General features: G+C 67.3%; 24 protein-coding genes and 1 tRNA gene. 10 read left to right on the forward strand and 15 right to left on the reverse strand.

What is annotated here, in order from left to right:
• Nucleotides 1–2: 2 nt before the first annotated feature.
• From queC to AB4120_RS00555, 5 genes are all read left to right on the forward strand, one after another.
• Nucleotides 3–686, forward strand: a complete 684-nt coding sequence (gene queC, locus AB4120_RS00535; RefSeq protein WP_144198047.1) for a 7-cyano-7-deazaguanine synthase QueC — start codon at nucleotides 3–5, stop codon at nucleotides 684–686.
• Between the two features lie 51 nt (nucleotides 687–737).
• Nucleotides 738–1853, forward strand: coding sequence for a YeeE/YedE family protein (locus AB4120_RS00540; protein ID WP_441641730.1), 1116 nt, complete (start codon nucleotides 738–740; stop codon nucleotides 1851–1853).
• Nucleotides 1854–1903: 50 nt separating this feature from the next.
• Nucleotides 1904–1979 (forward strand) — tRNA-Lys (locus tag AB4120_RS00545).
• Between the two features lie 173 nt (nucleotides 1980–2152).
• The gene (locus AB4120_RS00550) at nucleotides 2153–3058 is read left to right on the forward strand and encodes a hypothetical protein (protein ID WP_441641731.1); all 906 of its coding nucleotides are present in this window, start codon (nucleotides 2153–2155) and stop codon (nucleotides 3056–3058) included.
• A 137-nt stretch (nucleotides 3059–3195) separates the two neighbouring features.
• Nucleotides 3196–6048 carry an EAL domain-containing protein gene (locus AB4120_RS00555; RefSeq protein ID WP_441641732.1) on the forward strand — a complete coding sequence of 951 codons (2853 nt, stop codon included), beginning with the start codon at nucleotides 3196–3198 and terminating at the stop codon, nucleotides 6046–6048.
• Between the two features lie 29 nt (nucleotides 6049–6077).
• On the opposite strand, the gene AB4120_RS00560 is transcribed toward AB4120_RS00555, so the two are convergent.
• The 3 genes from AB4120_RS00560 to AB4120_RS00570 form a co-directional block, all read right to left on the reverse strand.
• The gene (locus AB4120_RS00560) at nucleotides 6078–6596 is read right to left on the reverse strand and encodes a DUF3318 domain-containing protein (RefSeq protein ID WP_149135435.1); all 519 of its coding nucleotides are present in this window, start codon (nucleotides 6594–6596) and stop codon (nucleotides 6078–6080) included.
• Complete coding sequence (locus AB4120_RS00565) at nucleotides 6593–6970, reverse strand: phage holin family protein (protein WP_144198052.1); 378 nt, start codon at nucleotides 6968–6970, stop codon at nucleotides 6593–6595. The genes AB4120_RS00560 and AB4120_RS00565 overlap by 4 nt, the downstream gene beginning before the upstream one ends.
• Nucleotides 6971–7115: 145 nt before the next feature.
• A complete protein-coding gene (locus tag AB4120_RS00570; RefSeq protein ID WP_313818631.1) occupies nucleotides 7116–7433 on the reverse strand; it encodes a DUF883 family protein in 318 nt (105 codons plus the stop codon).
• 200 nt (nucleotides 7434–7633) lie between these two features.
• Here AB4120_RS00570 and AB4120_RS00575 point away from each other — a divergent pair, with 200 nt between their 5' ends.
• Entirely contained in the window at nucleotides 7634–8272 is a 639-nt protein-coding gene (locus tag AB4120_RS00575; RefSeq protein ID WP_149135436.1) for a peroxiredoxin, read from the forward strand.
• Between the two features lie 80 nt (nucleotides 8273–8352).
• Here the strand turns inward: AB4120_RS00575 and AB4120_RS00580 are convergent, their stop codons facing one another.
• Nucleotides 8353–9546 carry an acyl-CoA dehydrogenase gene (locus tag AB4120_RS00580; protein WP_144198054.1) on the reverse strand — a complete coding sequence of 398 codons (1194 nt, stop codon included), beginning with the start codon at nucleotides 9544–9546 and terminating at the stop codon, nucleotides 8353–8355.
• Between the two features lie 189 nt (nucleotides 9547–9735).
• Here AB4120_RS00580 and AB4120_RS00585 point away from each other — a divergent pair, with 189 nt between their 5' ends.
• Nucleotides 9736–10557 (forward strand): IclR family transcriptional regulator, encoded by an 822-nt coding sequence (locus AB4120_RS00585; protein ID WP_149135437.1) that lies wholly within the window; start codon nucleotides 9736–9738, stop codon nucleotides 10555–10557.
• 21 nt (nucleotides 10558–10578) lie between these two features.
• On the opposite strand, the gene kynA is transcribed toward AB4120_RS00585, so the two are convergent.
• The 3 genes from kynA to kynB are packed head-to-tail and all read right to left on the reverse strand — an operon-like array spanning nucleotide 10579 to nucleotide 13416.
• Nucleotides 10579–11463, reverse strand: coding sequence for a tryptophan 2,3-dioxygenase (kynA, locus tag AB4120_RS00590; RefSeq protein WP_149135438.1), 885 nt, complete (start codon nucleotides 11461–11463; stop codon nucleotides 10579–10581).
• 12 nt (nucleotides 11464–11475) lie between these two features.
• Entirely contained in the window at nucleotides 11476–12729 is a 1254-nt protein-coding gene (gene kynU / locus AB4120_RS00595; protein ID WP_441641733.1) for a kynureninase, read from the reverse strand.
• A gap of 30 nt (nucleotides 12730–12759) precedes the next feature.
• Nucleotides 12760–13416 carry an arylformamidase gene (kynB, locus tag AB4120_RS00600; protein ID WP_149135440.1) on the reverse strand — a complete coding sequence of 219 codons (657 nt, stop codon included), beginning with the start codon at nucleotides 13414–13416 and terminating at the stop codon, nucleotides 12760–12762.
• Between the two features lie 158 nt (nucleotides 13417–13574).
• Here kynB and AB4120_RS00605 point away from each other — a divergent pair, with 158 nt between their 5' ends.
• The gene (locus tag AB4120_RS00605; protein WP_092290478.1) at nucleotides 13575–14063 is read left to right on the forward strand and encodes an Lrp/AsnC family transcriptional regulator; all 489 of its coding nucleotides are present in this window, start codon (nucleotides 13575–13577) and stop codon (nucleotides 14061–14063) included.
• An 18-nt stretch (nucleotides 14064–14081) separates the two neighbouring features.
• On the opposite strand, the gene AB4120_RS00610 is transcribed toward AB4120_RS00605, so the two are convergent.
• The 6 genes from AB4120_RS00610 to AB4120_RS00635 form a co-directional block, all read right to left on the reverse strand.
• A complete protein-coding gene (locus AB4120_RS00610; protein ID WP_144198060.1) occupies nucleotides 14082–14645 on the reverse strand; it encodes a flavin reductase family protein in 564 nt (187 codons plus the stop codon).
• Between the two features lie 228 nt (nucleotides 14646–14873).
• Nucleotides 14874–15977, reverse strand: coding sequence for a DUF72 domain-containing protein (locus tag AB4120_RS00615; RefSeq protein ID WP_441641734.1), 1104 nt, complete (start codon nucleotides 15975–15977; stop codon nucleotides 14874–14876).
• Between the two features lie 5 nt (nucleotides 15978–15982).
• Complete coding sequence (locus tag AB4120_RS00620; protein WP_149135442.1) at nucleotides 15983–17224, reverse strand: SAM-dependent methyltransferase; 1242 nt, start codon at nucleotides 17222–17224, stop codon at nucleotides 15983–15985.
• A 161-nt stretch (nucleotides 17225–17385) separates the two neighbouring features.
• Nucleotides 17386–18024 carry a pyridoxamine 5'-phosphate oxidase gene (gene pdxH / locus AB4120_RS00625; protein ID WP_149135443.1) on the reverse strand — a complete coding sequence of 213 codons (639 nt, stop codon included), beginning with the start codon at nucleotides 18022–18024 and terminating at the stop codon, nucleotides 17386–17388.
• Nucleotides 18025–18117: 93 nt separating this feature from the next.
• Nucleotides 18118–19314: an MFS transporter gene (locus AB4120_RS00630; RefSeq protein WP_149135444.1), complete on the reverse strand. Its 1197-nt coding sequence runs from the start codon at nucleotides 19312–19314 to the stop codon at nucleotides 18118–18120.
• A 331-nt stretch (nucleotides 19315–19645) separates the two neighbouring features.
• Nucleotides 19646–21967, reverse strand: coding sequence for an AsmA family protein (locus tag AB4120_RS00635; RefSeq protein ID WP_441641735.1), 2322 nt, complete (start codon nucleotides 21965–21967; stop codon nucleotides 19646–19648).
• Nucleotides 21968–22203: 236 nt separating this feature from the next.
• Here AB4120_RS00635 and AB4120_RS00640 point away from each other — a divergent pair, with 236 nt between their 5' ends.
• Complete coding sequence (locus AB4120_RS00640; RefSeq protein WP_441641736.1) at nucleotides 22204–23100, forward strand: tRNA threonylcarbamoyladenosine dehydratase; 897 nt, start codon at nucleotides 22204–22206, stop codon at nucleotides 23098–23100.
• Nucleotides 23101–23117: 17 nt separating this feature from the next.
• On the opposite strand, the gene AB4120_RS00645 is transcribed toward AB4120_RS00640, so the two are convergent.
• Nucleotides 23118–23696 carry an AAA family ATPase gene (locus AB4120_RS00645; protein ID WP_149135447.1) on the reverse strand — a complete coding sequence of 193 codons (579 nt, stop codon included), beginning with the start codon at nucleotides 23694–23696 and terminating at the stop codon, nucleotides 23118–23120.
• 155 nt (nucleotides 23697–23851) lie between these two features.
• Here AB4120_RS00645 and AB4120_RS00650 point away from each other — a divergent pair, with 155 nt between their 5' ends.
• Nucleotides 23852–24310: a bacteriohemerythrin gene (locus AB4120_RS00650; protein ID WP_149135448.1), complete on the forward strand. Its 459-nt coding sequence runs from the start codon at nucleotides 23852–23854 to the stop codon at nucleotides 24308–24310.
• A gap of 24 nt (nucleotides 24311–24334) precedes the next feature.
• Here the strand turns inward: AB4120_RS00650 and trxA are convergent, their stop codons facing one another.
• The gene (gene trxA, locus AB4120_RS00655) at nucleotides 24335–25180 is read right to left on the reverse strand and encodes a thioredoxin (protein ID WP_149135449.1); all 846 of its coding nucleotides are present in this window, start codon (nucleotides 25178–25180) and stop codon (nucleotides 24335–24337) included.
• Between the last annotated feature and the right edge of the window lie 187 nt (nucleotides 25181–25367).

A 25367-nucleotide genomic window follows, 5' to 3' on the forward strand; every position in this document is an offset into this window, starting at 1 on the left:
TCATGACCAAACGCGCCATCGTCCTGCTTTCCGGCGGACTCGACTCCGCCACCGTCCTCGCCATGGCCAACGCCGCCGGGTTTGAAACCTACGCGCTGTCCATGCGCTACGGCCAGCGTCATTCGTCCGAGCTGGAGGCCGCGAAGCTGGTGGCGGCCGCGCTGGGCGCGAAGCGCCACGAGATCATCGACCTCGACCTGCGCCGCTTCGGCGGCTCCGCGCTGACCGACGACACCCTCGACGTGCCGACCGACGGCGCCACGGGCGGCATTCCGATTACCTACGTGCCGGCCCGCAACACGATCATGCTGTCGCTGGCCCTGGGCTGGGCCGAGGCGATCGGCGGCCGCGACCTGTTCTTCGGCGCCAACGCCGTGGACTACTCCGGCTATCCTGACTGCCGCCCCGAGTACGTGTCCGCCTACGAGGCGCTCGCCAACCTGGCCACCAAGGCCGGCGTGGAGGGCGACCGCTTCCGCGTGCACGCACCCATCATCGACATGACCAAGGCCGAGATCATCCGCGCGGGCGTGAAGCTGGGCGTGGACTACGGCCTGACGGTCTCCTGCTACAAGGCCGACGACGCAGGCCGCGCCTGTGGCGTCTGCGACTCCTGCCGCATCCGCCGCGCCGGCTTCGAGACGGCGGGCGTGCCCGATCCCACGCGCTACCAGGCCGCTGCCTGATTGATCCCCGCGCCAGCACATCATAAAAATACGAGTCACCCCCGGTCCACCATGCCTGACATCGACATCCCCGCGCTCACCCACACCGTGCTGTGGAGTACGTTTGCCCTGACCTTCCTGTTCGGCGCCATTCTCCAGCGCACGCATTTCTGCACGATGGGCGCCATCTCGGACATCGTGAATATCGGCGACTGGAGCCGCATGCGCATGTGGATCATGGCCATCGGCGTGGCGATGATCGGCACCGGCGCGCTGGCCTGGGCCGGCCTGATCGACCCGACCAAGACCATCTACACCTCGGCGAAGCTGGCCTGGCTGTCGGCGGCGGTGGGCGGGCTGATGTTCGGCTTTGGCATGGTGCTGGCCTCCGGCTGCGGCAGCAAGACGCTGGTGCGCATCGGCGCGGGCAATCTGAAGTCGGTGGTGGTGTTCGTGTTCCTGGGGCTCTCCGCCTATATGACGCTGCGCGGCCTGTTTGGCGTGGTGCGCGTGAACACGGTCGATGCGGTGTCCGTGGCGCTGCCGGCCACGCAGGACCTGCCGTCGCTGGTGGCGCAGGGCAGTGGCATGGCGCGCGGCACGCTGCAACTGGCGCTGGGCGGCGCGATCGGTGCGGCGCTGGTGCTGTGGGCGCTGGCGGGACGCGGATTCCGGACCTTCGACAACGTGCTCGGGGGCCTCGGCGTGGGGCTGATTATCGTCGGCATGTGGTACGTGTCCGGCCATCTCGGCTATGTGTCGGAAGACCCGAACACGCTCGAGGAACTGTTCGTCGGCACGAACAGCGGCCGCATGGAAAGCCTGAGCTTCGTGGCGCCGTACGCCTACACGCTGGACTGGCTGATGATGTTCAGCGACAGGAGCAAGGTGCTGACCATCGGCATCGTCAGCGTGATCGGCGTGATTGCCGGCGCGGCGGTGTACGCGCTGGCCACGCGCTCGTTCCGCTGGGAAGGCTTCGGCAATGCCGAGGATGTGGCCAACCACATGGTGGGCGGCATGCTGATGGGCGCGGGCGGCGTGACGGCACTGGGCTGCACCATCGGGCAGGGGCTCTCGGGCGTCTCGACGCTGGCCGTGGGCTCCTTCATCGCGCTCGCGGGCATAGTGATCGGCGCGTGGCGGGCCTTCAAGTACCAGATATGGCGACTGGAGCGCATGGCCTGAGGGTTGACGCCTGACAGGTACCTCTCTATAATCGCGGATTCGATTTTTGCGGGTCGTTAGCTCAGTCGGTAGAGCAGCGGACTTTTAATCCGTTGGTCGCGTGTTCGAGTCACGCACGACCCACCAGCATTGCAGAAGGGCCTGTGGCGCATGTCACAGGCCCTTTTTGTTTGGCCTTTCCGCCCCCGGCGTGTGCCGCCGCACAGAACTCCTGCGCCGTGCGTCCAAAATCCATGGTTCATCCCGTGCGCCTCTGCCAGCGCGCGAACCCCTCATTTCGGATGCGATGAGACGACACGATGAACAGCCTTCTGGCTCGCCTGGCCGCGCTGCTGGCGTGGGGGCTGGTCGCTGTAGGCGCCGCGCAGGCGTCTGACATCGCCTGCCAGCCAGCGCCGCAGTCCGCCACGGCGCGCTGTGACGATCCGGTGTCGCCCGGCCAGCGCTGCGGCAGCCCGCCGGACCGCCGCCCCGTGGCCCAGCGCATGATCTGCGAATACGCGATGCTCCACATGGGCTACCTGCGTATCGACGACGACCAGCGCCGCCAACTGCGCGCCGGCACGCTGCGCATGGGCGACTTGCAGGCGTGGCGCCGCAAGCGCGATGCCTGTACCTCCGTGCCGTGCCTCGACGCCGTGTTCGCCGAATGGTGGCGTCATCGTGGCGACCGGCTGACCGCCGCCAAGCCGCACGCGCCGCCGCCGGCCAGGCCGGTGCAGGTGCGCCCGGCGCAGGAGTTCGCCGTGGCGGCTCGCCCGGAGGTGCCGCCCGCTCCCCTCGAACCCGCCTCGCCGCCCACCGCCGAATCGACGCCTGCATTGCCCGACGCGGCCCCCGTGCTGGCGCTGACGCTGGCGGCGCCTGACGCCGTCCCGCAGTCGTCGCTGCTCTCCTCGGTGCACGATACCCGGCCGCCACTGCCCAAGGAGGAGATCGGCGCCACCTTCGCGAACTTCTCCACCCGGCATGCGATGGCCTGGGCCTGGCTGCTGTGGCTCGGGCTGCTGCTGGTGGCGAGCGTCGGGCTGGACTGGGTGCTGAAGCGCCGCGAACGGCCATCCCAGGCCGGGGGTCAGCCGGAAGCTGCCGGCGCCGCCGGCGTGGCCCGCCATCGTCCTGCCATCTCCCGCGTGGCCATCGTGCTCGGCACGCTGCTGGCGCTGAACGCGATCCTGCTGCTGGCGGTGTTCGTCAGCCGCTAGGGTTCAATTAACCAGTCTGAGTTAGAGACAGCGCCGTTCCCGGTCATCGAAAATGCATTTGGCGCGCTGCACCCCGGCGTGGCCATCGCTTCATTCGTCCACTGGGTCAGCGCCGCACGCCGGCGCGGGAAGTCTCTATGCAGCAAGGCGGTACCGCCCTCCCGGCCAATGAGCATGTTCTGCGCATCATCTGGCCGTTCCTGCCCGTGGTGCTGGCGCTCGCATTGTTCTGTCTGGCCAGCGTCGACATGTTGTCCGCCGCGCGCGGCTTCGTGGCTGGCGAGAGCCTGTGGTCGAAGGGGCAGAAGGACGCGGTGATGCATCTGCTGCGCTATGCGGATACGCGCGACCCTGCCGACTTCGACGCCTACCGGGCCGCCGTCGCCGTGCCGCTCGGGGACAGGCAGGCCCGTCTCGAACTCGAAAAACGTCCCGATTTCAATCGCCAGGTGGCCGTGGAAGGGCTGCTCATCGGCGGCAATCACCACGACGACATCCCCGGGATGATCCGGCTGTACCGCTATTTCCGGAATGCGGCCGAAATCGACCGGGCGATTGCCGTCTGGGCCGCCGCCGACGTGGACATCGCCCGGCTGACGGTGGTGGCGGACAACTTGCGCGAATGTGTCGGCACGCCTGCGGAGCCGGCCTGTCTGCCCCCGCTTCAACGCGAGATTGCCGAGCTCGACGCGCGGCTCGGGCCGATGGAGATTGCGTTCTCGGCCACGCTCGGCCAGGCATCGCGGCGCGTGCGGGGTGTGCTGCTGTCCGGCACCGTGCTGCTGACGATTCTGCTGCTGGGCTGTGCCTCGTGGCTGTCGATGCGCACCCAGCGCAAGGAGCGCCAGCTGCGCGCCGCGTTGGCCAAGAGCGAGCAGCGGCTGCAACTGGCTGTGGCGGGCAGCAACGATGGCCTCTGGGACTGGCATCCCCACCATGGCGAACTCTATTTCTCGCCGCGCTGTGCCGAGATGCTCGGCTTTGGCGCCGACGAGCTGCCGCACGCACGCGAAACCCTGTTGGCGCTGATGCATCCGGCCGATGTGGCCGAGTTCGACCGCCAACTGGCCCGCCACGTGCGCGAGGGCACGCCCTACGATGTGGAGATCCGCCTGCGCCGCAAGCCGGGCGGCTACCTGTGGGTCCGCGCGCGCGGCCGCATGGTGCGCAGCCCGGTGGGCAAGGCGGTGCGAATGGCGGGCTCCCTGAGCGACATTTCCGACCGCAAGCGCTTCGAGGCGCAGTTGTTCGCCGAGAAGGAGCGTGCCCAGGTCACGCTGCGCGCCATCGGCGAGGCGGTGGTGACGACCGATGTCTGGGGGCGCATCGATTCGATGAACCCGGCTGCCGAGCGCCTGACCGGCTGGTTCGAGGCCGAGGCAGCCGGCTGCTTCCTGGCCCAGGTTTGCCCGCTGCTCGATGAATCGACCAGCACGCCGGTGACCGACCTGGTGCCGCGCGCGCTGGAAGACCGCTGGCCGAGCCAATCGGTGATGCTGCTGGCGGGCCGCGCCGAAGAAGGGGCGGTGGTGGTCAAGCCTTCGGTGGCGCTGATGCGCGACAAGGGCGGGCACGCCATTGGCGTGGTGCTGGTGCTGCACGACGTGAGCATGGAGCGCGCCCACGCCGCCCAGCTGGCGCACGAGGCCAGCCACGATGCGCTGACCGGGCTGGTCAACCGCGTCGAATTCGAACGTCGCGTGGCGGCCGCCATCGCCCGCGTGCGGCAGGAGGGCGCCGCGCACACGTTGATGTACCTCGATCTGGACCAGTTCAAGGTGGTCAATGACACCTGCGGCCATGCCGCCGGCGACGAGCTGATCCGCCAGATGGCCGCCGTCATGCGCCAGCAGCTGCGCAAGGGCGATACGCTGGCGCGGCTTGGCGGCGATGAATTCGGCGTGCTGCTGGAACACTGCGAGGCGGGCGATGGCGAACGCGTGGCCGAGGCCCTGCGGCGTGCCATTGCCACCTTCCGCTACGCGCATCGGCAGAGAGTCTTCTCATTGGGGGTCAGCATCGGACTGGTCCGTATCGATGCCGGTACCGGTAAGGTCGAGGAGGCGCTGAGCGCCGCCGATGCGGCCTGCTACATGGCGAAGGAGGGCGGCCGCAACCGCGTGCAGGTGTATCTGCCGAACGACAGCGTGGTACGCGCCCGGCACGGCGAGATGGAGTGGGTCAGCCGGGTGCACGCGGCGCTGAGCGCGGGGCGCTTCTGCCTCTACGCGCAGGACATCGTGCCGCTGCAGCCGTCACAACTGGGCACGGCGCGTTCGGCTGGCGGGGCAGGCCGCCATATCGAGCTGCTGCTGCGCCTGGTGGACGAGCAGGGTCAACTGGTGCCGCCAATGGCCTTCGTGCCGGCGTGCGAGCGCTACAACCTGATGCCGATGATCGACCGATGGGTCGTGGAAACTGCGTTCGCGGCGCTGGCGCGGATGCATGCCGAGCAGCCCGGCGAGATCGGCATGTGCTCGATCAACATGTCCGGGGCTTCGCTGGCCGACGCACACTTCCCCGGCTTCGTGCGGCAGCAGGCTGTCCGCCATGACATCGCTTTGTCCGGCATCTGTTTCGAAATCACGGAAACGGCGGCGATCAACAACCTGGCGCAGGCGGCGGCCTTCATCGAGCAACTGCAGGGCATGGGCTGCGTCTTCGCGCTCGACGACTTCGGCGCAGGCATGTCGTCATTCGCCTATTTGAAACATCTGCCGGCGGCTTACCTGAAGATCGACGGCAGCTTCGTGCGCGAGATGCTCGATGACCCGGTCAACGCGGTGATGGTGGAAGTGATCCAGCGGATCGGGCACGCGATGGGCAAGAAGACCATCGCCGAGTTCGTCGAATCGGAGGCGATGCGGGAGCGGCTGCGGGCGTTGGGCGTGGACTACGCCCAGGGCCAGTTGATCGGCGCGCCGGCGCCCTTCGCGCGCGGCAACGCCGTGGTGGTGGACGGCGCCGAGCGGTTCGCCGTCACCCTCTGAGCTAGCTTCAGGGTAGCTTCAGGACAGGTTCAGGGCTGGGCCGGCGGGGGCGGCGCGTTCGGCGTGGGGGAGGGCACCAGCGGGTCCCGGAAGCCCGTATCGAACGCCTTGGCGGCCACGACCTCGGCCGCGCTGGCCGGGGTCCTTGTATCCTGCCAGGTCTTGTAGGCCCAGTACCCGGCGCCGGCGACCATGCCGTATTTCGACAGCTTCCAGGCCACGCGGCCAATGGCGGTCCGGCGCAGCAGGGGCAATGCCAGGGTGATGGCGGTGCTCAGCATCGGGTAATCGCGCGTCACGCCCAGCATCTTGAGCCAGCCCGAGGGCCGCGTCAGCCGGGGCAGCCAGGCGCCCACGTTGGTCATGCGGCGCGCGCCCCCGCGCACCTGGCGCAGCGCCTGTACGGCGTCGTAGCGTTCCAGCGCCGCGCGGGTGATCAGCAGTTCCTTGCGCACGGCCAGCGGCAGTTGCACCTCGCGCGAGAATCGCACCGGGCGCGGATGGTCGGCGCGGCGTTCGTCCATGGAGTCGTCGTCGGGCGTGGTCATCGGCGCAGCATCTCCCGGTCCTTGTCGAGTTCGGCGAGCGTGTCCGCGAACAGCGGCGGGGCGTTGCGCACCATGCGGCGCGCGGTAAGCAGGCAGGCGGCCATGCAGACGAGATAGATCACGACGATCGCGCCGATGGCCTGCCAGCGGTAGGTTTCCCAGAACAGGATGGCGACGAGGATCGTGAACGTCATCAGCGCCATGCCGAAAAATACCAGCCCGAAGCAGGCCAGCAGGGCCACTTTCATCAGCCGGGTGCGTTCCTCGGCCAGCTCCACGCTGGCAAGCTCCAGGCGCGTCTGGACCATCGACACCATCGAACTGGTCAGGTTTCGGAGGGATTCCAGGAACTTGGGGGATGGGGATTCGCTCATGCGGCTCCGGCGAAGAATCGATGCGCCGGCATTGGCGGCATCCTCGATGAGCGGACCGGGCGGCGGCATGGCGCCGCGCCTCCCGGGCCTTCGGCGCGGGCCGGCGCGGGCGCTGAGCCCGTATGCCGGCCGGCTTGCGCCTGTCTTACTTGCGGTTCAGCAGCAGGCCGATGAGCAGGCCCACGCCGGCCGCCACACCCACGGCCTTCCACGGGTGGTCATGCACGTAGTCATCGGTGGCGCGCGCAGCGGCCTTGCTCTTGGTGACCACGGCGTCCTGCAGATCCTGGGCTTTTTCCTTGGCCTGCTTCAGCAGGCCCATGCCGCGCTCGCGCAACTCGGCAGCCTTCTCGCCGGTGGTCGAGGCCGCTTGCTTAAGCAGTTCTTCGGCATCGGACAGAACGGTCTTCACATCGCTCATCAGTTTCTCCTGTTTGCGGGCGGTTGGTTCGAATGGTGACATTTTGCCTTGCTCGCTCTCGCTTGTGGCGCTTTCTGTCTTCCACTTAGGATATGTGGCGGTTGCCCATCGTTTCAAGGCAAGCCGCTCACCCGAGCGTCTTTATGACTTCGAGTGATTTTATAGTGACTTTATATTCGTTTCGGTTGGATCGCAATCCAACTAAGCTGGTTCCTTCAACCTTCCCCCTGGAGATTTTCACAATGGCACTGCGTCTTGGCGATATCGCACCGGACTTCGAGCAAGAATCGAGCGAGGGCCGCATCCGCTTCCACGATTGGCTGGGCGACGGCTGGGGCGTGCTGTTCTCCCACCCGGCGGACTACACCCCGGTCTGCACCACCGAACTGGGCCTGACGGCCAAGCTGAAGGGCGAGTTCGAGCGCCGCAATGTCAAGGCTATCGCCCTGTCCGTGGACAGCGTGGAGTCCCATAAAGGCTGGATTGGCGATATCAACGACACCCAGTCGACCTCGGTGAATTTCCCGATTCTGGCCGATGCAGACCGCAAAGTGTCTGAGCTTTACGACATGATTCACCCGAACGCCAACGAGACCCTGACCGTGCGTTCGCTGTTCGTGATCGATCCGAAGAAGAAGGTAAGACTGATCATTACCTACCCGGCGAGTACCGGTAGAAATTTCAACGAAATCCTGCGTGTCATCGATTCCCTGCAGTTGACCGACCATCACAGCGTGGCCACGCCGGGCAACTGGCAGGATGGTGACGACGTGGTGATCGTGCCGTCGCTGAAGGACGAGGAAGTCATCCGCCAGAAATTCCCGAAGGGCTACAAGGCGGTTCGCCCCTACCTGCGCCTGACGCCGCAGCCGAACAAGTAAGCCGGCCGGCAGGCAGGCAGACGCAAAAAAGCCCGGCTCGGCCGGGCTTTTTTACATCGTCGTTCGCTGAAAAACCGCGATCAGAAGAACGCCTGCAGGCCGGTCTGGGCGCGGCCCAGGATCAGCGCGTGGATGTCGTGGGTGCCTTCGTAGGTGTTGACGACTTCGAGGTTGACCACATGGCGGATCACGCCGAATTCGTCCGAGATGCCGTTGCCGCCGAGCATGTCGCGGGCCACGCGGGCGATATCGAGCGACTTGCCGCACGAATTCCGCTTCATGATCGACGTGATTTCCACGGCGGCCGTGCCTTCGTCCTTCATGCGGCCCAGGCGCAGGCAGCCTTGCAGGCCCAGCGTGATCTCGGTCTGCATGTCGGCCAGCTTCTTCTGCACCAGCTGCGTGGCGGCCAGCGGGCGGCCGAACTGCTTGCGGTCCAGCGTGTACTGGCGGGCGGTATGCCAGCAGAACTCGGCGGCGCCGAGCGCGCCCCAGGCAATGCCGTAGCGGGCCGAATTCAGGCAGGTGAACGGGCCCTTGAGGCCGCTCACGCCCGGCATCAGGTTCTCTTCCGGCACGAAGACCTGGTCGAGCACGATCTCGCCCGTGATCGACGTGCGCAGGCCCACCTTGCCGTGGATGGCCGGCGCGGACAGGCCCTTCCAGCCTTTTTCGAGGATAAAGCCGCGGATGGCTTCCTTGCCGTCGTCGCCCACCAGCTTGGCCCAGACCACGAAGACATCGGCGATCGGCGAGTTGGTGATCCACATCTTGGCGCCGGACAGCTCGTAGCCGCCGTCCACCTTCTTGGCGCGGGTGACCATCGAGCCTGGGTCGGAGCCGTGGTTCGGCTCGGTCAGGCCGAAGCAGCCGATCCATTCGCCGGTGGCCAGCTTGGGCAGGTACTTCTGCTTCTGCGCTTCCGTGCCGAATTCATAGATCGGCACCATCACCAGCGACGACTGCACGCTCATCATCGAGCGGTAGCCGGAATCCACACGCTCCACTTCCCGGGCGATCAGGCCGTAGCTGACGTAGTTCAGGCCCGGGCCGCCGTACTGCTCGGGAATGGTCGGCCCCAGCAGGCCCAGCTCGCCCATCTCGCGGAAGATCTCGATGTCGGTCTTCTCGTTGCGGAAGGACTGGAGCACGCGCGGCATCAGCTTGTCCTGCGAGTACGCGGCGGCGGCGTCGCGCACCATGCGTTCTTCGTCGGTCAGTTGCTGATCCAGCAGCAGGGGGTCGATCCAGTTGAATTCGGCATTGGCAGCCATGGAGGTCTCCTTCTTTGGTGGTGCGCCGAGGGGTGGTGGCACCCTCGAACAGATGGTGTGAAGTTCCGCATTGCGGAACCTTGTTCCGATGAGCTAGTATAGCCGAACCGATCCGCAGTGCAACAGGGGGTGGACCCGATCCCGCCCTGCCGCACGCCAGGTGGATCATCCTTCTCATGGAGCCACGCCTTGGCCACTTCCTCATTGCCCGCCCCGACGGCCACCGCCGATACCGAGCGTCCCGCGCGGGAGAGCGATCCGAACTTCGTGACGGCGCTGGCGCGCGGCCTGGAATTGCTGCGCTGTTTCCGCACCGGCGAAGCAATGCTCGGCAATCAGGATTTCGTGCGCCGCACGGGTTTTCCGAAGGCCACGGTGAGCCGGCTGGCTGGCACGCTGGTACAGCTTGGCTACCTGCGCTATGACGACAGCCTGGGCAAGTACGCGCTCGATGCGGGTGTGCTCGCGCTCGGTTTCTCGTATTTATCCGCCTCGGACGTGGTGGCGCTGGCGCGTCCGCACATGCTGGCGTTCGCGCAGGCGTATGGCGTGTCGGTGTCGCTCGGCAAGCGCGAGCGGATGGAGGTGATTTATCTCGAATCGATACGAAACGATGCCGGCGTGATGCTCGGCCTCGGCGTGGGGTCGCGGCTGTCGCTGATGTCGAGTTCGATGGGGCGCGCCTATCTGGCCGCGCTGCCGGCCGCGCGACGCGAGCGCGTGCTGGCTGAATTCGCGCTCGCCTACCCCGAGCAGTGGAAGCAGCAGGAGGCGCCGATGCGCGCCGCACTGGCCGAGGCCGAGCGCCTGGGCTACTCGGCCTCGTTCCGGGACTGGCATCCTGCCATCCACGCCTGCGCCGTGGCATTCCGGCCGGTGGGGGAGAAGGACCTGCACATGATCAGCTGCAGCGCGTCGTACGGCACGGTGGCGGAGCAGGTATTCCACGAGACCCTGGCCCCGGCGCTGCAGGCGCTGGCCCTGCGGCTGTCCGACCCCGGCGCGCGCTGAGCGACCCGCCGGTCTCCGCCATCAAAGGTCCGTGCGCAGCTTCCACAGTTCCGGGAACAGCACCACGTCGAGCATCTTGCGCAGGTAGCCGACGCCCTCGGTGCCGCCCGTGCCGCGCTTGAAGCCGATCACGCGTTCCACCGTGGTCACATGGCGGAAACGCCATTGTCGGAACGCATCCTCCAGGTCGACGAACTTCTCGCCCAGCTCGTAAAGCTCCCAGTATTTGGACGGATTGCGATACACCTCGAGCCAGGCCGTCTCCACCGACGCGTTGTAGCTCGTCGGCTGGGTCCAGTCGCGGTCCACCACCTCGGCGTCGATCTGGAACCCGCGCCGCGCCATCAGGCGGATCGCCTCGTCGTACATCGACGGCGTGTGCAGCGCGGCCTCCACCAGCGCCAGATGCTCGGGCCGGTGCGCGTGCGGGCGCAGCAGCGCCGCATTCTTGTTGCCGAGGATGAACTCGATCTCGCGATATTGGTACGACTGGAACCCCGACGACGCGCCCAGGTAGGGCCGCATCGCCGAATACTCGGGCGGCGTCATCGTCGCCAGCACGTTCCACGCCTGCACCAGCTGGTCCATGATGCGCGACACGCGCGCCAGCATCTTGAAGGCCGGGCGCAGTTCGTCGTTGCGCACGCCGTCGCGTGCGGCGCGCAGCTCGTGCAGCATCAGCTTCATCCACAGTTCCGTGGTCTGGTGCTGGACGATGAACAGCATTTCGTTATGGTCCGGCGAGCGCGGATGCTGGGCGTTCAGGATCTGGTCCAGACCCAGGTAGTCGCCGTAGCTCATGTCCTGCGCGAAGTCCATCTGCGCGCCGTGCCACTTGTCGCTATCCGCATCGCCGGCGTTGGCCGATGCGCCGTGTCCCATCGGACATCCCTTGAATTCGCTCATGGTCCGCTCCGCTCAGGTCACTGCCGTCCGCACGGCAAAGCGCGCATCGCGATAGGCGCCGCTGTCGAGTACGTCTCGCAGAATCTCCACGGCGTCCCACACTTCGGTGAAGCTCGTGTAGAGCGGCGTGAAGCCGAAACGGGCGATGCCGGGCTCGCGATAGTCGCCAATCACGCCACGTTCGATCAGCGCCGCAACCAGCGCGTAGCCGTCCGGATGGGCAAAGCTGACCTGGCTGCCGCGCCGGGCGTGCTCGCGCGGTGTGACCAGCGTCAGCGGATGCTGGGCGCAGCGTGCCTCCACCAGTGCGATAAAGGCATCGGTCAGCTTCAGGGACTTCGCGCGCAGCGCGGTCATGCTGGTCTGGGCGAAGATGTCCAGCCCGCATTCGACCATCGCCAGCGAGGTCACCGGCTGCGTCCCGCACAGAAAGCGCCCGATGCCCTCGGTGGGGCGGTACTGGGGCGACATGGCGAACGGCGCCTGATGGCCCCACCAGCCGGACAGCGGCTGCCAGAACGCGTCGCGCAGCGCGGGCGCCACCCAGACGAAGGCCGGCGAGCCGGGGCCGCCGTTCAGGTACTTGTAGGTGCAGCCGATGGCGTAGTCGGCGCCGGCTGCGGTCAGGTTCACGGGCACCGCGCCGGCCGAGTGGGCGAGGTCCCACACCGTCAGCGCGCCGCGCGCATGGGCCAGCTCGGTCAGGCCGGCCATGTCGAGCATCTCGCCGGTCTTGTAGCTGACGTGCGTCAGCATCAGCACGGCGGTATCGGCGCCTACGGCGGCCTCGATCTCTTCCGGGCTGTCCACCAGGCGCACCGAATAGCCTTGCTGGAGCAGGTCGGCCAGGCCCTGGGCGATATAGAGGTCGGTCGGGAAATTGCTGGCCTCGGAGACGATCACGCGGCGCGCCGGGTCGCGCTGCTGCTGCACGCGCAGCGCGGCGGCGAGCACCTTGAACAGGTTGATCGAGGTCGTGTCGGTGACCACCACTTCGTCGTGGCCGGCGCCGATCAGCGGGGCCAGCCGGTTGCCCAGCCGGCGCGGCAGGTCGAACCAGCCCGCCGAATTCCAGCTGCGGATCAGGCCCTCGCCCCATTCGGCGTATACCACTTCGGCGGCGCGCGCGGCGGCGGCACGCGGGCGGGCGCCGAGCGAATTGCCATCGAGATAGATCACGCCGGCAGGCAGCGCAAACTGCTCGCGCAGGCCGCGCAGGGGGTCGTCACGGTCGAGCGCGACGCAATATTCACGGGTCAAATTCATGGGCTGGAAATCAGACGATTCTGAAAAAGGTCAGGCAAGGGCGCGCAGGATGGCGCGTACCGGGCTGGCATCGAGCGTGGCAAGGCGTAGTGGCAGGGCGATCAGTTCGTAATCGCCCGCCGGTACGTCGTCCAGCACGATGCCTTCGAGAATGGCAAGCCGGTGGTCGCGCACGGCGTGGTGCGCGTCCATCGTCTTCGAGTCCTGGGGGTCTAGCGAAGGGGTGTCGATGCCGACCAGCTTCACGCCGTGGCGCGCCAGCAGCGCGATGGTTTCGGCGGCCACCGCGCAGAAGCCTGCATCCCACGTGCCCTGCGGCGCCGTGGCGTAGGTACGCAGCAGCACGCGCGGCGGCGTGCCGGCCAGCGCGGCTTCCACGTGGCGCGGCAACACGTGCGGGCCGGCGCCGATACAGTCGATCACGCGGCACGGACCGAGGTAGGCATCGAGCGGCACCGCGCCAATCGGCGCGCCATCCGCCACGTAGTGGAGCGGGGCATCGGCATGGGCGCCCGTATGGGGTGACATCGTCATCCGTCCGACATTGACCGGACACTGGCCATCCATGACCCAGGCCGGGTCGTGCTGGAACGGGGTGTCGCCGGGCCACACCGGCGTGGCCGGTGAGACGGGCGGGGTAATGTCCCAAATACGGCGGGCATCGTGAAAATCGGGGGCGTGGGGCATGGGGGCGGCCGGGATCGTGAGGATCGTCGCGTCGATGACCGCATCATAGTCAAAAGCGCCCAGAAGAGGCTTGCGAAATGCCCCGTCCTGATGGGCATGTTTCGCATAGAATTGTGTGGATCGACCAAAGATTCGCAGATTCTGCGAGAAACACGGATATGACCCTCGACCCCATCGATTTGCGCATCCTCACCTGCCTGCAGGAGAACGGCCGCATCAGCAATCAGGATCTCGCCGATAAAGTGGCGTTATCGCCCTCCGCGTGCCTGCGGCGCGTGCGCTTGCTGGAGGAGCAGGGGGTGATTGGCGGCTATCGCGCGTGGTTCGATGCCGAGCGGCTGGGGCTGGAGATCGAGGCGATCGTGCAGGTGTCGATGCGCCACGACCTCGAAGGCTGGCACGATACTTTCAACGCCGCCGTACAGGCGTGGCCGGAAGTGCTGACCGCCTATGTGATTACCGGCGACAGCAACTACATCCTGCGCGTGCAGGCGCGCAACCTGAAACACTACTCGGATTTCATCGTCAACCGGCTTTACCGCACGCCGGGGGTGATGGACATCCGCTCGAACATCGTGCTCCAGCGGATCAAGACCGACGGCTCGCCGCTGGCGGCGCTGCATGCCGACCAGGGCGGGAAAGCATAGGGAGGGGAGAGGGCAGGCTTAGCGGTCCAGCGGGGAGACGGTGGAGAACTGGCCACCCTGGAACACCAGCGGCTGGCCGCCGCAGTCCTGCAAGCCGCAGCGCTCCACTTCACCGACGAAGATCACGTGGTCGCCTTCGTCGTAGCGGCTGCGGTTATGGCATTCGAACCAGGCCAGCGCATTGGCGAGGATCGGCAGGCCGGTTTCGGAGAGGCGGTAGTCCACCCCGGCGAAGCGGTCGCCCTTGAGCGAGGCGAAGCGCTGGCACAGGTCCATTTGCGACGCACAGAGCACATTGATGATGTAGTGCGTGCCATCGCGGAACATCGGCAGGCTGTTGGCGCGGTTGGCCATGCTCCAGAGCACCAGCGGCGGGTCCAGCGAGACCGAGTTGAACGAGCTGGCCGTGATGCCGACGAACGGCGCACCGTTGGCATAGGGATGCCCCGCCGCGCGCGTGGTGATGACGGTCACGCCCGTGGCGAACTGCGACAGCGTCCGCTTGAAATGCTGCGTATCGAAGTCGGGCGAGGCGGCCTTGCGGCCCGTGATGGGGTCGTCGTCCTCGGCAGGCATGCCCATGTCTCGGGCTCCACACAAATCCATGATTTTCATTGCATCGTCAGCCGGTACGCCTTGTACGGATGTCACCTTGCGCCGCACGCGCGGGCGCGTCGGTGGGATTTCGTACAAAACGGGCCGGAATCGCGGCGCCGGAAGCCCGGCGCCGATCGTCCCCCGATTGTAGCGGAGTCCGGACATTTGCCCTGACGGTAGGGTCTTTCGCGCCGGCCGGCCCGGGGCGTGCGTTCAGAGCCGGTCCGCGATGGCCTCGGCCAGCCGCGCGATGCTCAGCGGCGCGCAGCCCTCGGCGTTATTGCTGACGATCACGTAGGCCGGCTGGCCCGTGCGCAGCGTGCGTGCCACCACGTCGGCGATGGCGTCGCGCGTCTCCGGGTCGGGCTCGACGATCTTGTCGAACGGGCCGTACGCTTTCTCGGCCATCGCGTAGGAGCGGCCCTCGCGCAGCATCCAGCGCAGCACCAGCGGGCCGGGCGCGCCGTCGTCCATCAGGGCTTGCGCGGCGGCCTGGCGGGCCACGGGCGGCAGGCGGTCGCGCGCGGCCAGGCAGAAGCGCACGCCACGATCCCGCAGCAGGCGGATGTAGCGCGGCGTGAGCAGCGCCGGGTCGCGGATTTCCACCGCGTAGCAGGCGTGCGGCGTCAGCGTGGGGTCCAGCGGCGGCAGCGCGGCCAGGAAGGCGTCCAGCCGGGCGAGGAAGGCCGGGCCGTCATCGCCCACACCCGCCAGCGGCGACAGCTGGAACAGCAGCGGTCCGCAATGCAGGCCGAGCCCGCCCGTGGCCGGCACGATGCAGTCCCGGATCGCGATCTCGGGGTTCAGGAACGCCGCGTTCGGCAGCCGCCCGGCGCCATCGGGCCCGCGCAGCCACGCATCGCAGACGCTGGCCGGTGCCTTGACGAGGAAGCGGAAGCCCTCGGGTACCTGTGCCGCATACTGCATATAGTCGGTCAGCGGAATCGGCCCGTAGAAGCCCCGGTCGATCCCCGCCGCACGCAGCAGCGGATGCTGGCCGCAGGCGCGCAGCCCCTTGCGCGACAGCAGGCTCTCGCTGTACTGGCCGTCGTAGACCAGCCCGTGCCAGCCCGGATACGACCACGACGAGGTGCCGAAATGGAGGTTGGGCGGCAGCCGCTGGCCGAGCGCCACCAGCGCGGCGTCGGGCGTCCACGGCGCGACGACCTTGCCGGCGGGCTTTTTCCTGGGGGGCTCGCCAGCCGCAGGATCGGCGGCTGACGCGGTGTCGGAGGGGGCGGGGAGCGGCGCTGCGGGCGTATCGCCGCCAGCGCCGCCATCGCCATCATCGCCAAAGAGGTCAAGCGTATCGTTCAATCGATTCAGACGGTATTGCCGATCGTGGCGTCATAGATATAGCGTCGCGACCACGGCAGGGTGTCGGCCGGGCGGCGCGCCTTGTGGCACACCACCTGGTAGATCGACATCTGGTCGGTCGTGAACGCGTGGGCGGTACCGGCCAGGTAGATGCGCCAGATGCGGTATTTCTTCTCGCCGACCATCTTCCGGATCGTTTCGCCGTTGGCCTCGAAGTTGTTGGCCCAGTGGAACAGCGTCTGGGCGTAGTGCCGGCGCAGCAGTTCCACGTCGAAGCCTTCGAGCCCGCCCTGCTGCAGGGTCTGGAGCACCATGCCGATGTGCGGCAGCTCGCCCTGCGGGAACACGTAGCGGTCCATGAAGCCCGAGCCGTCCATCGGCACCTCGCCGCTCTGCGGGTCGGTGGAGGTGATGCCGTGGTTCATGGCCACGCCGTCGTCCGTCAGCAGGTCGCGAATACGGCCGAAATAGGCCGGCAGGTTGGCCTTGCCCACGTGCTCGAACATGCCGACGCTGGTGATGCGGTCGAACTGGCCGGCGGTATCGCGGTAGTCCTGGAGTCGGATCTCGATGCGGTCCGTCAGCCCGGCAGCGCGCACGCGCTCGGTGGCGAGGTCGAACTGGTTCTGCGAGAGCGTGATGCCCACGCAGCGCGCGCCGAACTTCTGCGCGGCGCGCAGCACCAGCGCGCCCCAGCCGCAGCCGATGTCGAGCAGACTCTGGCCCGGCTGGAGCCGGATCTTGGTCAGGATGTGGTCGATCTTTTTCAATTGCGCGGTGGCAAGGTCTTCATTGCCGTGCTCGAAGTATGCGCACGAGTAGACCATGTTCGGATCGAGCCAGAGCTTGTAGAAGTCGTTCGAGACATCGTAGTGATACTGGATCGACGCCTTGTCTTCCTGCTTGGTGTGGGTGAAGTGCTGGGCCACGCGGGCGAGGGCGCCGCCGGCACTGCGCGCGGCGGCGGCGGAGAAGCCGTAGGCCACGTTGATGATGTCGGCCAGACGGCCTTCGAGGTCGATCTTCTCCTGGACATACGCCTCGCCGAGGTTGTCCAGGCTGGGTACCAGCAGCAGCGGCAGGGCGGTGGCCTCGCGCACCGTCAGGGTGACGTCGGGCTTCTCGAAATGGCCGAGCGGGTACTCGTTGCCATTCCAGAGCCGAAGCTTCACCGGCAGGTTGGCGTGCTCGCGCACGTCGGCGATCCAGCTATCGAGCTGCTTGTCCAGGGCTTGTTTGAAAAACATGCGGCTTCCTCCCGAATTGGTTGCGGCACACCTCTCGTACGACCCTAAAACTTTACGCCAAAACTTTGAATTGTGCAGTGCGGGTCCCCGGACTCCACCTTCTGCCACGTACTTGTCTGAACAGGCAGACAAGTACGTGGCGCGGGGCCTCAGGGCGACAGTCAGGGCGACAGCCGCACGATATCCCAGGTGCCATCATCCTGTTTGCGATAGCCGATGCGGTCGTGCAGGCGCGACGGGCGGCCCTGCCAGAACTCGATCCAGGTGGGCGCCACGCGATAGCCGCCCCAGTGCGCGGGGCGCGGCGGGTTGTCGCCAAACTTGCTGCGGAAGTCGGCCTCGCGGGCCTCGAGCACGTCGCGGCCAGGCACCTCGCGGCTTTGCTCGGACGCCCACGCGCCCAGCCGGGAGCCAAGCGGGCGCGAGGCGTAGTACGCATCGCTCTCGGCCTCATCCACCTTCTCCACGATGCCTTCCACGCGCACCTGCCGCTCGAGCTGCACCCAGTGGAACAGCAGCGCCGCGCGCGGGTTGGCCTGGAGGTCGAGCCCCTTGCGGCTCTCGTAGTTGGTGAAGAACGTGAAGCCGTTGGCGTCCATGCCCTTCAACAGCACGATGCGGGCCGATGGCTGGCCATTGGCGGCCACCGTGGCCAGCGTCATCGCATTCGGCTCGGGCAGCTTGGCCTGGAGCGCCTCGTCGAACCAGGTCTGGAACTGGCGGATCGGGTCGGCGGCCACGTCGGATTCGGAAAGCGCGCTCAGCATGTAGTTGCGGCGCAGGTCGGCTAGTTGGGTCATGTCGCGATCACGAAGAAAGATGCACTTCGAGTATAGCGAATGCGCCGCGCAGCGCATTTGCGGTGCCGCAAACTGCCGCGCCTGTTTTAAGTTTTATTCGATTTCCGCCACCCGGGGCTTGCGGGACTGGTTGCGGGAGTAGTAACCCGCCATGCCCATCGCGCCGGCCATCGAGAGGAAGATCGGCAGCATGCCGAGCGCCGTGCCGACCACGCCGAAGGTCAGCGGCCACACCACCTGGCTCGTGTTGAGCACGGCCGAGCGCAGCCCGAGCGCTTCCCCGGCGCGGCCCGAGGGCGAGGCGGTATGGAGGATGTTCATCACATTGGGCTGCGCGCTGCCGAGCGCGAGGCCAAGCACGAAGGCCAGCCCGCACATCAGCCAGAATTCGGCGACGAACGGGTAGACGAGGTAGGCCATGGCGCCCACCATCAGCGCGCACCGAATGATCTTCCATTCAGACAGATGGCGCGACACCACCGGCATGGCGATGCGGATGGCCAGCGTGGCGATGGCGAACGCGCCCAGCACCCAGCCGATGGACGACGGCGACAGGCCGATGCGCGAACCCTGGATCGGGATCAGGAACGCGTGCAGGTCCCACGCGGCCGAGAGCACCGCACTGGCGATGAACACCGCGCGCAGTTCGGGATGCTGGAGCAGGTCCAGCGTGGAGCGGCGGCTGCCGTCTTCCACCGCGATCCGGCCGGCGTTGCCGCCTGTGGCCGGCAGGCGCGGCCGCACGTACTGGAGCCCGGCCTGGCCGAGCAGCGCCACCGCCACCAGCACGCAGAACGCGGGCCGGAAGCCGGCGTGTTCGATCACATATCCCATCACCACCGGGCCGAGGGTGCCGGACACCGACAGCCCGAGCGCGTGGTAGGTGTAGTTGCGCAGCCGTGTGTCCGGCGTGGAGACCTGCCCGATCAGCAACTGCATGGCCACCTGGACCAGCATGAAGCCAACCCCGATCAGCGCGCACGCCGCGTAGAGCGCGCCGATGTCCGGCCAGATCGCCGGCAGCAGCGTGCCGCCTACCACCATCAGGGAGCCGGCCGTCATCGGCAGGCGCGGGCCGATCTCGTCGATGCGGCGTCCGGCGCGGATCGCCAGGAACATCGGCAGCAACGCATAGAGCGCCATCAGCAGGCCGAGCGTGACCGTGGAGGCTTTGAGCGAAATCGCAAACAGGGAAACGACGACGCGACTGGCGTTGAACGCCACGTGGTTGCACACCGTCAGGGCGATCAGCCAGCTGATCGGCGGAACGGCGGCGTGAGGCAACGTCATGGGACGGGGGGCGGGTAGGGGGTGCTGCGTGGATCGCGCCGCCGGCAAGGTCTCCGTCCGGGTCGAAAAGTGCGCGAAAAAAATAAGTGCGGCCGTAGCCGCACCTCACAAGGGCGCCATCACCGGACTGGAACCGGCAGCGACGACCGATGCATGCCATTCTGTTTAGTGCTTTGCTTGTAAATGGCCGTTTAATTATGCGGCCGTCCCGGGTCCGGACACAATGGCTGCGTGGGGGGAAGTGCAAATCCGCAACACCTGGCGTGAATCGACACGGATCGGATGTTGCGGATTTCGTCGAATGACGATGTGAGGCCGCCTGGCGACCCGTCTAGCCGCCCTGATAAAGCTGGGCGTCGTTGGCTGGCTGCATTGGCTTCTGCTCGACCGATGGCGTGGGCTTGCGCGGCTCGGTGGGGGCCGGGCCCGGCTGGCCCTGGGCGGCGGCCGACTTCGATGGCGACTCGGGAATCGCCGGGCCGGTGGCCTGCTTGCCGGCACGGCCGGTGGCCGGGTCCTGATAGGACTTGCCCGGCGGTGGGGCGGTCGGGCGCTTCTTCAGCTCGGCCAGCAGGCGGGCGCACTGGCTTTCGTCGCCGCCCGGCGAGATGTCCAGCAGCGGCACCACCAGCGCCACCGGCGCGGTCAGCGCCAGCGCCAGCGCGCCGCCCGCCCGCAGGGCCAGCACGGCGATGTTCGGGCTCACCGACGGGTTCTTGAACGTGCCGCCCACATACAGCGGCGACCGCAGCGAGATGATGCGCAGGCCCTTGGAGTCCGGGTGGATGGTCAGCGCCAGCCGCTCCTCGCCAAAATCGATCGCGCCGTCGGTGGTGATCACGGCGTCCTGGGTGTCGAGCACAAAGGTGCGGGCCCGGGCGATGCCGTCCTTGATCGCGAAGTCGCTCACGCCGCAGTTGATCTGCACGGGTTTGTCGCCGAACAGCTTGGAGACCACCACGCTGCCCACGTTCAGGCCGATGGCCTCCAGGATGAACTTGCTGACCGTGCCGTTCTCCACCAGCAGCTTGGCCTCGCCGTTCGACGAGCCCATCAGCGCGGCCACGGAATTGCCGGTGCCGGACAGCTTGGCGCTGCCATTCACCTCACCGATGCTGGCGCGCATCGAGTCAGCCTTCGGGAACAACTGCTTGAGCTTCAGGTGGCGCGCGGTCATGTCGACCATGGCGCCCATCGGCTCGCGCTTGCCGTCCAGCCGGATCGTGGAGACGAGGTTGCCGCCCGCCACGCCGAAGTTGAGCGGGTCGAGCAGCAGCACGCCATCGGTCAGCTTCAGGTGGGTCTTCAGGTCGGTGATCGGCAGGTCTTCGTCGCGGACGATGCGCTTGCCGGTGAATTTGACGTCGGCGTCGATCTCGTCCCAGCGCTCGGTGCGGAACGGCGCCACCGGCAGCGCCTTGTTGGCCGGCTGCTTGACCGGGCTCTCGGAGGCCGCCTGCCCCGGCTTGGCATCGGCGCCGATCAGCGGCGCGAGGTCGGCGAACAGCAGTTGCCTGGACACCAGCTCGCCAGACAGCAGCGGGCGCGGCGAGCGCTGCGCGAAGGTGAGCGTGCCGCCCAGGTCGCTGCCGCCGACCTTGCCGGTGAAATCCCGATACGTATAGGACGACGCCCCCTTCTTGAGCGTGGCCACCAGCCGCCCGCGCGTTTCATACGGCGGGGTGGACGGCAGGACGATGCCGGTCAGCGCGTAGAGCTTGGCCATGTTGTCGCCGGACAGCATCAGGTTGACGTCCAGCGCGCCCAGATGGGCCGGGTTGGTCAGTGTGCCTTCGATTACCGCGCGGGTGGCGCCCACGCGGACATCGGCCTGCACGGGGTAGGGCGTGTTGACGTCGCGCAGGCTCAGCACCGTGCCGGCCTTGCCGCTGGCGTTGATGGTGGCCTGGTTGTAGTGCCCGACCGCCTTCCAGCGGATGCCGTAGCGGCTGTCCCTGGCGTCCTTGGCTTCCTTGGTGTCCTTGGTGTCCTTGGTGTCCTTGGCCGCCGGCGCGGAGGGGTCCACGGCGGACGCATCGGTCGGCGGCACCAGCGCGCCGTCGCGGGCCTTGTCGTAGAGCGCCTGGTCGCCCACGGTGTCCAGCGTGGCCTGCATGTCGATTTTCTCGGCTGCATCGGCCAGCGCCAGGTTGCCGCGCTGCAGCACGACCTCGCCAATATCGAGTTCCCAGCTCGATTTGCCGGTCTTGGGCCCGGTATCGAAAGTCCAGTTGTTGCGCTTGTCCGCCAGCCGCTCAAGCCAGACGGCCGGGCTGTCCACCACGATGGTCGGCACGGCGATCTGGTGCGCCAGCAGCGGCAGCGGGCGCAGTATGAAGATGACCTCCCGCACGGTGGCCATATTGGGGGCCTTCGCCCAGTCCGGGTTGCCCACGGTGATATCCCGGGCCGACAGGCGCGGCCATGGCACCAGCGTGCGCCAGCCGGTCTCGCCCTGCGCGCGCTTCCAGGTGACCATCAGGTCGCCATTGATCGCAAACGGGCGGCCGATGGCCAGCGACACCTTGTCGTTGAGCCACGGCTTGAGACGATTCCAGTCGAAGGTCAGGATGACGATGACGAGGATCGCAATCAGGGCGAGCGGGGTGAACACGCTCCAAAGAATGATCTTCTGTCGGCGCGAGGCGGGCATGAGGGCGGACTCCTGTTGGCGCGCAGGGCCGGGCCGGAGTGGGTAAGCCCGGCCTGCCATGCGGCGGATCAACCACTGCACAATCAATTTTAGGGGCGGGCGCCGCGCCGGCTTGTCGGCCTTGCGCTGACATTGCGGTCGCCGGACCGCCGATTTTTGGCGCCAGCCGGGTCTGCCGGGGTGACATAAAATAGCGAAATTCGCGATTTATCCAGCTTTCCCCGCTTATCCCCCCCATGACCATTGCCGCACTACCCGGCCTGCCCGGCCTGCCCGAGCCCCTGACCCACGAGACCCCCGAGGACGACGACTACCACCGCCGCTTCGGCGGCGTGGCGCGGCTGTACGGGGCGGCAGGCATGGCCCGGCTGGAGGCGGCCAGCGTCTGCGTGATTGGCATTGGCGGCGTGGGCAGTTGGGCCGCCGAGGCGCTGGCGCGCAACGCCGTGGGCCGCATCACGCTGATCGACCTCGACCATATCGCGCCATCGAACACCAACCGCCAGATCCATGCACTCGGGGATGCCTATGGCCGCGCCAAGGTGGAGGCGATGGGCGAGCGCATCGTGGCGATCAACCCGCGCTGCCGCGTCTCGCAGATCGACGATTTCGTGACCGAGGACAACGTGGCCGAACTGCTGAGCGGCTTCGACTACGTGATCGACGCCATCGACGCCGCGAAGATCAAGACCGCGATCCTCGGCTGGACGCGGGGGTCGGGGCGCGGCGCGCGCATTCTTACGTGCGGCGGCGCAGGTGGGCAGCTGGATCCCACGCGGGTGCGGCTCGAGGATCTTTCCCGGACGGTGCAGGACCCGCTGCTGGCCAAGGTGCGCGGCAACCTGCGCCGCCAGTTTGGCTTTCCGCGCAATCCGAAGCGGAAGTTCGGCATCCTGGCCGTGTATTCGGACGAACCGGTGCGCTATCCGGAACCCGAGCAGCAGGCCTGCGAGATCGACGAGGCCCCGCCCGCGCCGCGCGAGGCCCCGCAAGGACTGGCCTGCGCCGGGTATGGCTCGTCGGTGGCGGTGACGGCGGTGTTCGGCTTCGTGGCGGCGTCGGCCGTGATCGGTGCCATTGTGGCCGGCAATGACGCCCGGGCGGGGTCCGAAGACGCGGCTGAGGAAGACTGAGGACTGGGGACTGGGCGCTAGCTCGCCAGGGTGCGCAGCAGGCGGTCCAGCGCGGCGGCGTCCGGGGCCAGGTTGTCGAAGAAGATCAGTTCGGGATACTCGGCCGGGTCCGGCATGAAGCGGCGTGTCCGATACGCCTCCCAGTGCGTGAGCTTGTAGGCATCGTTGGGATTGCCGCGCCGGACAATGCGCGCGTGGGCCTCGTCCTCGGACAGGTGCACCCATACCACCTGCGTGCGCGTGCCAGCCGGCATGTGCAGCCACGCCGGGTCGGTCAATTGGTGGGCGCGCACCTCGCGCGAGAGCGGCCCCACCACCAGAACGCTGATGCCGAGCATCAGGTTCTCGCGCGCGGTGTCCAGCAGGCCCTGGTATTCGGGGTCGCGCAGGTTGTCCAGGTAGGCCGGGCTGTCGCGGTCGTTCGGGTCGCCGGTGATGGCGGCCATCGCCGCCGCGCTGTAGCGCCCATAGAGCGTGTCCTTGTCGAGCAGGCAGAACGGCTCGCCGGTGGCCTGCATCAACGGGCCGATCAGCTTGTGGGACAGCGTGGTCTTGCCGGTGCCGGCGTGGCCGCAGAAGAAGATCAGTCTTGGCATGGCGGGAAGGGGCGCGTCGGCCACAGCAGGGTTGCGAACGGCAAGGATACCCCGCATCGGACCGATCACGCCCCGTGGCTTTGCGGAAAATCAGATCGGCGGGGCCGGAAATCGGTATCCTTGCCGCGTTACCGACCTTGCTCCTTGCCCACCACATGTCCGCCGCCGCACTCGATACGCACGATCCCTATCAAGGACTGTCGTCCGAGGGCCTGCCCGAAGCGCTACGCCTCGGGGAGCCCGTGACCGACGCCACCCACGCCGAATTCCTCCAACTGCTCGATGCGGCCGCGCGCGCCGACGATGCCGGCTTCCTGGCCGCCTATGACGCGTGGATGGACCACACGCGGCATCACTTCGCGCAGGAGGAACAGTGGATGGAGGCGATGGGCTTCGGCCCGCGTCATTGCCATGCGGGCGAGCACCAGCAGGTGCTGGCCGTTGCGCAGGCCGTGCGCGACAAGGTGGCGGAGGAGGGGGTGGTGAGCCTGGGGCGGCGGCTCGTAGGCGAACTGTCCGGCTGGTTCGACCATCACGTGAAGTCGATGGACACCATGATGGTCGAACACATGCAGGCCAACGGCTTCACGCTGGTAGAAGGCCCCCAGGGCTGAAGCCGGGGGGCCTTAGTTCACGACTCAGTTCAGCGCTGCGCTGAGCTGGCGGCGCCAGCGCGAGACCACGTCGGGCCGCCCGGCGAGCAGGTCGAACACCGACAGCATGGTCTTGCGTCCGATGTCTTCCTCGAAGCCGCGGTCGCGGCGCACGATTTCCAGCAATTGTTCCAGGGCGGGCTCGTACTCGCGGCGCGCGATCAGCGCGTTCGCCAGGTCGAGCTTCGCGCCCAGGTCGGCCGGATTGGCCTGCACGCGGGCGATCAGCGCGGCGGCGTCGGGCAGGTCGCCCACGTTCCGCAGCGCCTCCAGCTGGGTCTGCACGGCGGCGTAACCGTCCTCCTGCGGGGCGCGCGGCGAAAGCCGGGAAAACTCGGCCTCGGCGGCCTCGACCTCGTTGTGATCGAGCAGGAAGCTGGTGTAGGCCAGCCGCGCGTCATCGGCGCCCGGATCAAAGGCCAGCGCGGCCTGGAAGGCGGCGCGCGCCCCCTCGGCATCGCCGGCGGCCACCAGTTCGCGGGCCTCGTGCAGCGCCTGCTCGCCCGGGTTCGGGGTCAGGCGGTCCAGGAATTCACGCAGGCCCGACTCCGGCAGCACGCCGACGAACTGGTCCACGGCCTGTCCATCGGCAATCGCCACCACGTGGGGAATGCTGCGCACGCCGAAATGCGCGGCCAGCTCCTGGTTCTCGTCCACATTGACCTTGGCGAGCTTCCACTTGCCGCCGGATTCGGCTTCGAGCTTTTCCAGCATCGGTCCCAGCGTGCGGCATGGGCCACACCAGGGCGCCCAGAAATCGACCAGCACGGGCACCTGCCGCGACATCTCGATCACGTCGGCTTCGAAATTCTGCAGGGTGACGTCGCTCATGTTCTGCCTTTCGGAATGATGGGGGCCGGCATGCGGCCGGATCTCCCTATTGTGAGGGCGACGCCGCGGAAAGCAACCTTTGGCCGACCCCGACCGGGAAAACCTCCGCTTGAAAATAGAACGGTCGTTCAGTTATATTGGCCCTCTGTTGACGAAACCAAAAAGCCGGTCGCAAAGACCCAGGAGA

This window comes from Cupriavidus sp. 2KB_3 (assembly GCF_052115685.1).
Taxonomy (GTDB): Bacteria; Pseudomonadota; Gammaproteobacteria; order Burkholderiales; family Burkholderiaceae; genus Cupriavidus; species Cupriavidus campinensis.

Excerpts from the sequence above, each read along its gene's own strand:
- AB4120_RS00630 (WP_149135444.1), bottom strand. The coding sequence starts at position 19,314 with ATGACGTTGCCTCACGCCGCCGTTCCGCCGATCAGCTGGCTGATCGCC.
- AB4120_RS00650 (WP_149135448.1), top strand. The coding sequence starts at position 23,852 with ATGTCCGCCGCCGCACTCGATACGCACGATCCCTATCAAGGACTGTCG.
- AB4120_RS00580 (WP_144198054.1), bottom strand. The coding sequence starts at position 9,546 with ATGGCTGCCAATGCCGAATTCAACTGGATCGACCCCCTGCTGCTGGAT.
- AB4120_RS00620 (WP_149135442.1), bottom strand. The coding sequence starts at position 17,224 with ATGTTTTTCAAACAAGCCCTGGACAAGCAGCTCGATAGCTGGATCGCC.
- AB4120_RS00555 (WP_441641732.1), top strand. The coding sequence starts at position 3,196 with ATGCAGCAAGGCGGTACCGCCCTCCCGGCCAATGAGCATGTTCTGCGC.
- AB4120_RS00605 (WP_092290478.1), top strand. The coding sequence starts at position 13,575 with ATGACCCTCGACCCCATCGATTTGCGCATCCTCACCTGCCTGCAGGAG.
- queC (WP_144198047.1), top strand. The coding sequence starts at position 3 with ATGACCAAACGCGCCATCGTCCTGCTTTCCGGCGGACTCGACTCCGCC.
- AB4120_RS00635 (WP_441641735.1), bottom strand. The coding sequence starts at position 21,967 with ATGCCCGCCTCGCGCCGACAGAAGATCATTCTTTGGAGCGTGTTCACC.
- trxA (WP_149135449.1), bottom strand. The coding sequence starts at position 25,180 with ATGAGCGACGTCACCCTGCAGAATTTCGAAGCCGACGTGATCGAGATG.
- AB4120_RS00550 (WP_441641731.1), top strand. The coding sequence starts at position 2,153 with ATGAACAGCCTTCTGGCTCGCCTGGCCGCGCTGCTGGCGTGGGGGCTG.
- kynB (WP_149135440.1), bottom strand. The coding sequence starts at position 13,416 with ATGCCCCACGCCCCCGATTTTCACGATGCCCGCCGTATTTGGGACATT.
- AB4120_RS00565 (WP_144198052.1), bottom strand. The coding sequence starts at position 6,970 with ATGAGCGAATCCCCATCCCCCAAGTTCCTGGAATCCCTCCGAAACCTG.
- AB4120_RS00540 (WP_441641730.1), top strand. The coding sequence starts at position 738 with ATGCCTGACATCGACATCCCCGCGCTCACCCACACCGTGCTGTGGAGT.
- pdxH (WP_149135443.1), bottom strand. The coding sequence starts at position 18,024 with ATGACCCAACTAGCCGACCTGCGCCGCAACTACATGCTGAGCGCGCTT.
- kynA (WP_149135438.1), bottom strand. The coding sequence starts at position 11,463 with ATGAGCGAATTCAAGGGATGTCCGATGGGACACGGCGCATCGGCCAAC.
- AB4120_RS00645 (WP_149135447.1), bottom strand. The coding sequence starts at position 23,696 with ATGCCAAGACTGATCTTCTTCTGCGGCCACGCCGGCACCGGCAAGACC.
- kynU (WP_441641733.1), bottom strand. The coding sequence starts at position 12,729 with ATGAATTTGACCCGTGAATATTGCGTCGCGCTCGACCGTGACGACCCC.
- AB4120_RS00640 (WP_441641736.1), top strand. The coding sequence starts at position 22,204 with ATGACCATTGCCGCACTACCCGGCCTGCCCGGCCTGCCCGAGCCCCTG.
- AB4120_RS00575 (WP_149135436.1), top strand. The coding sequence starts at position 7,634 with ATGGCACTGCGTCTTGGCGATATCGCACCGGACTTCGAGCAAGAATCG.
- AB4120_RS00570 (WP_313818631.1), bottom strand. The coding sequence starts at position 7,433 with ATGTCACCATTCGAACCAACCGCCCGCAAACAGGAGAAACTGATGAGC.
- AB4120_RS00610 (WP_144198060.1), bottom strand. The coding sequence starts at position 14,645 with ATGGGCATGCCTGCCGAGGACGACGACCCCATCACGGGCCGCAAGGCC.
- AB4120_RS00560 (WP_149135435.1), bottom strand. The coding sequence starts at position 6,596 with ATGACCACGCCCGACGACGACTCCATGGACGAACGCCGCGCCGACCAT.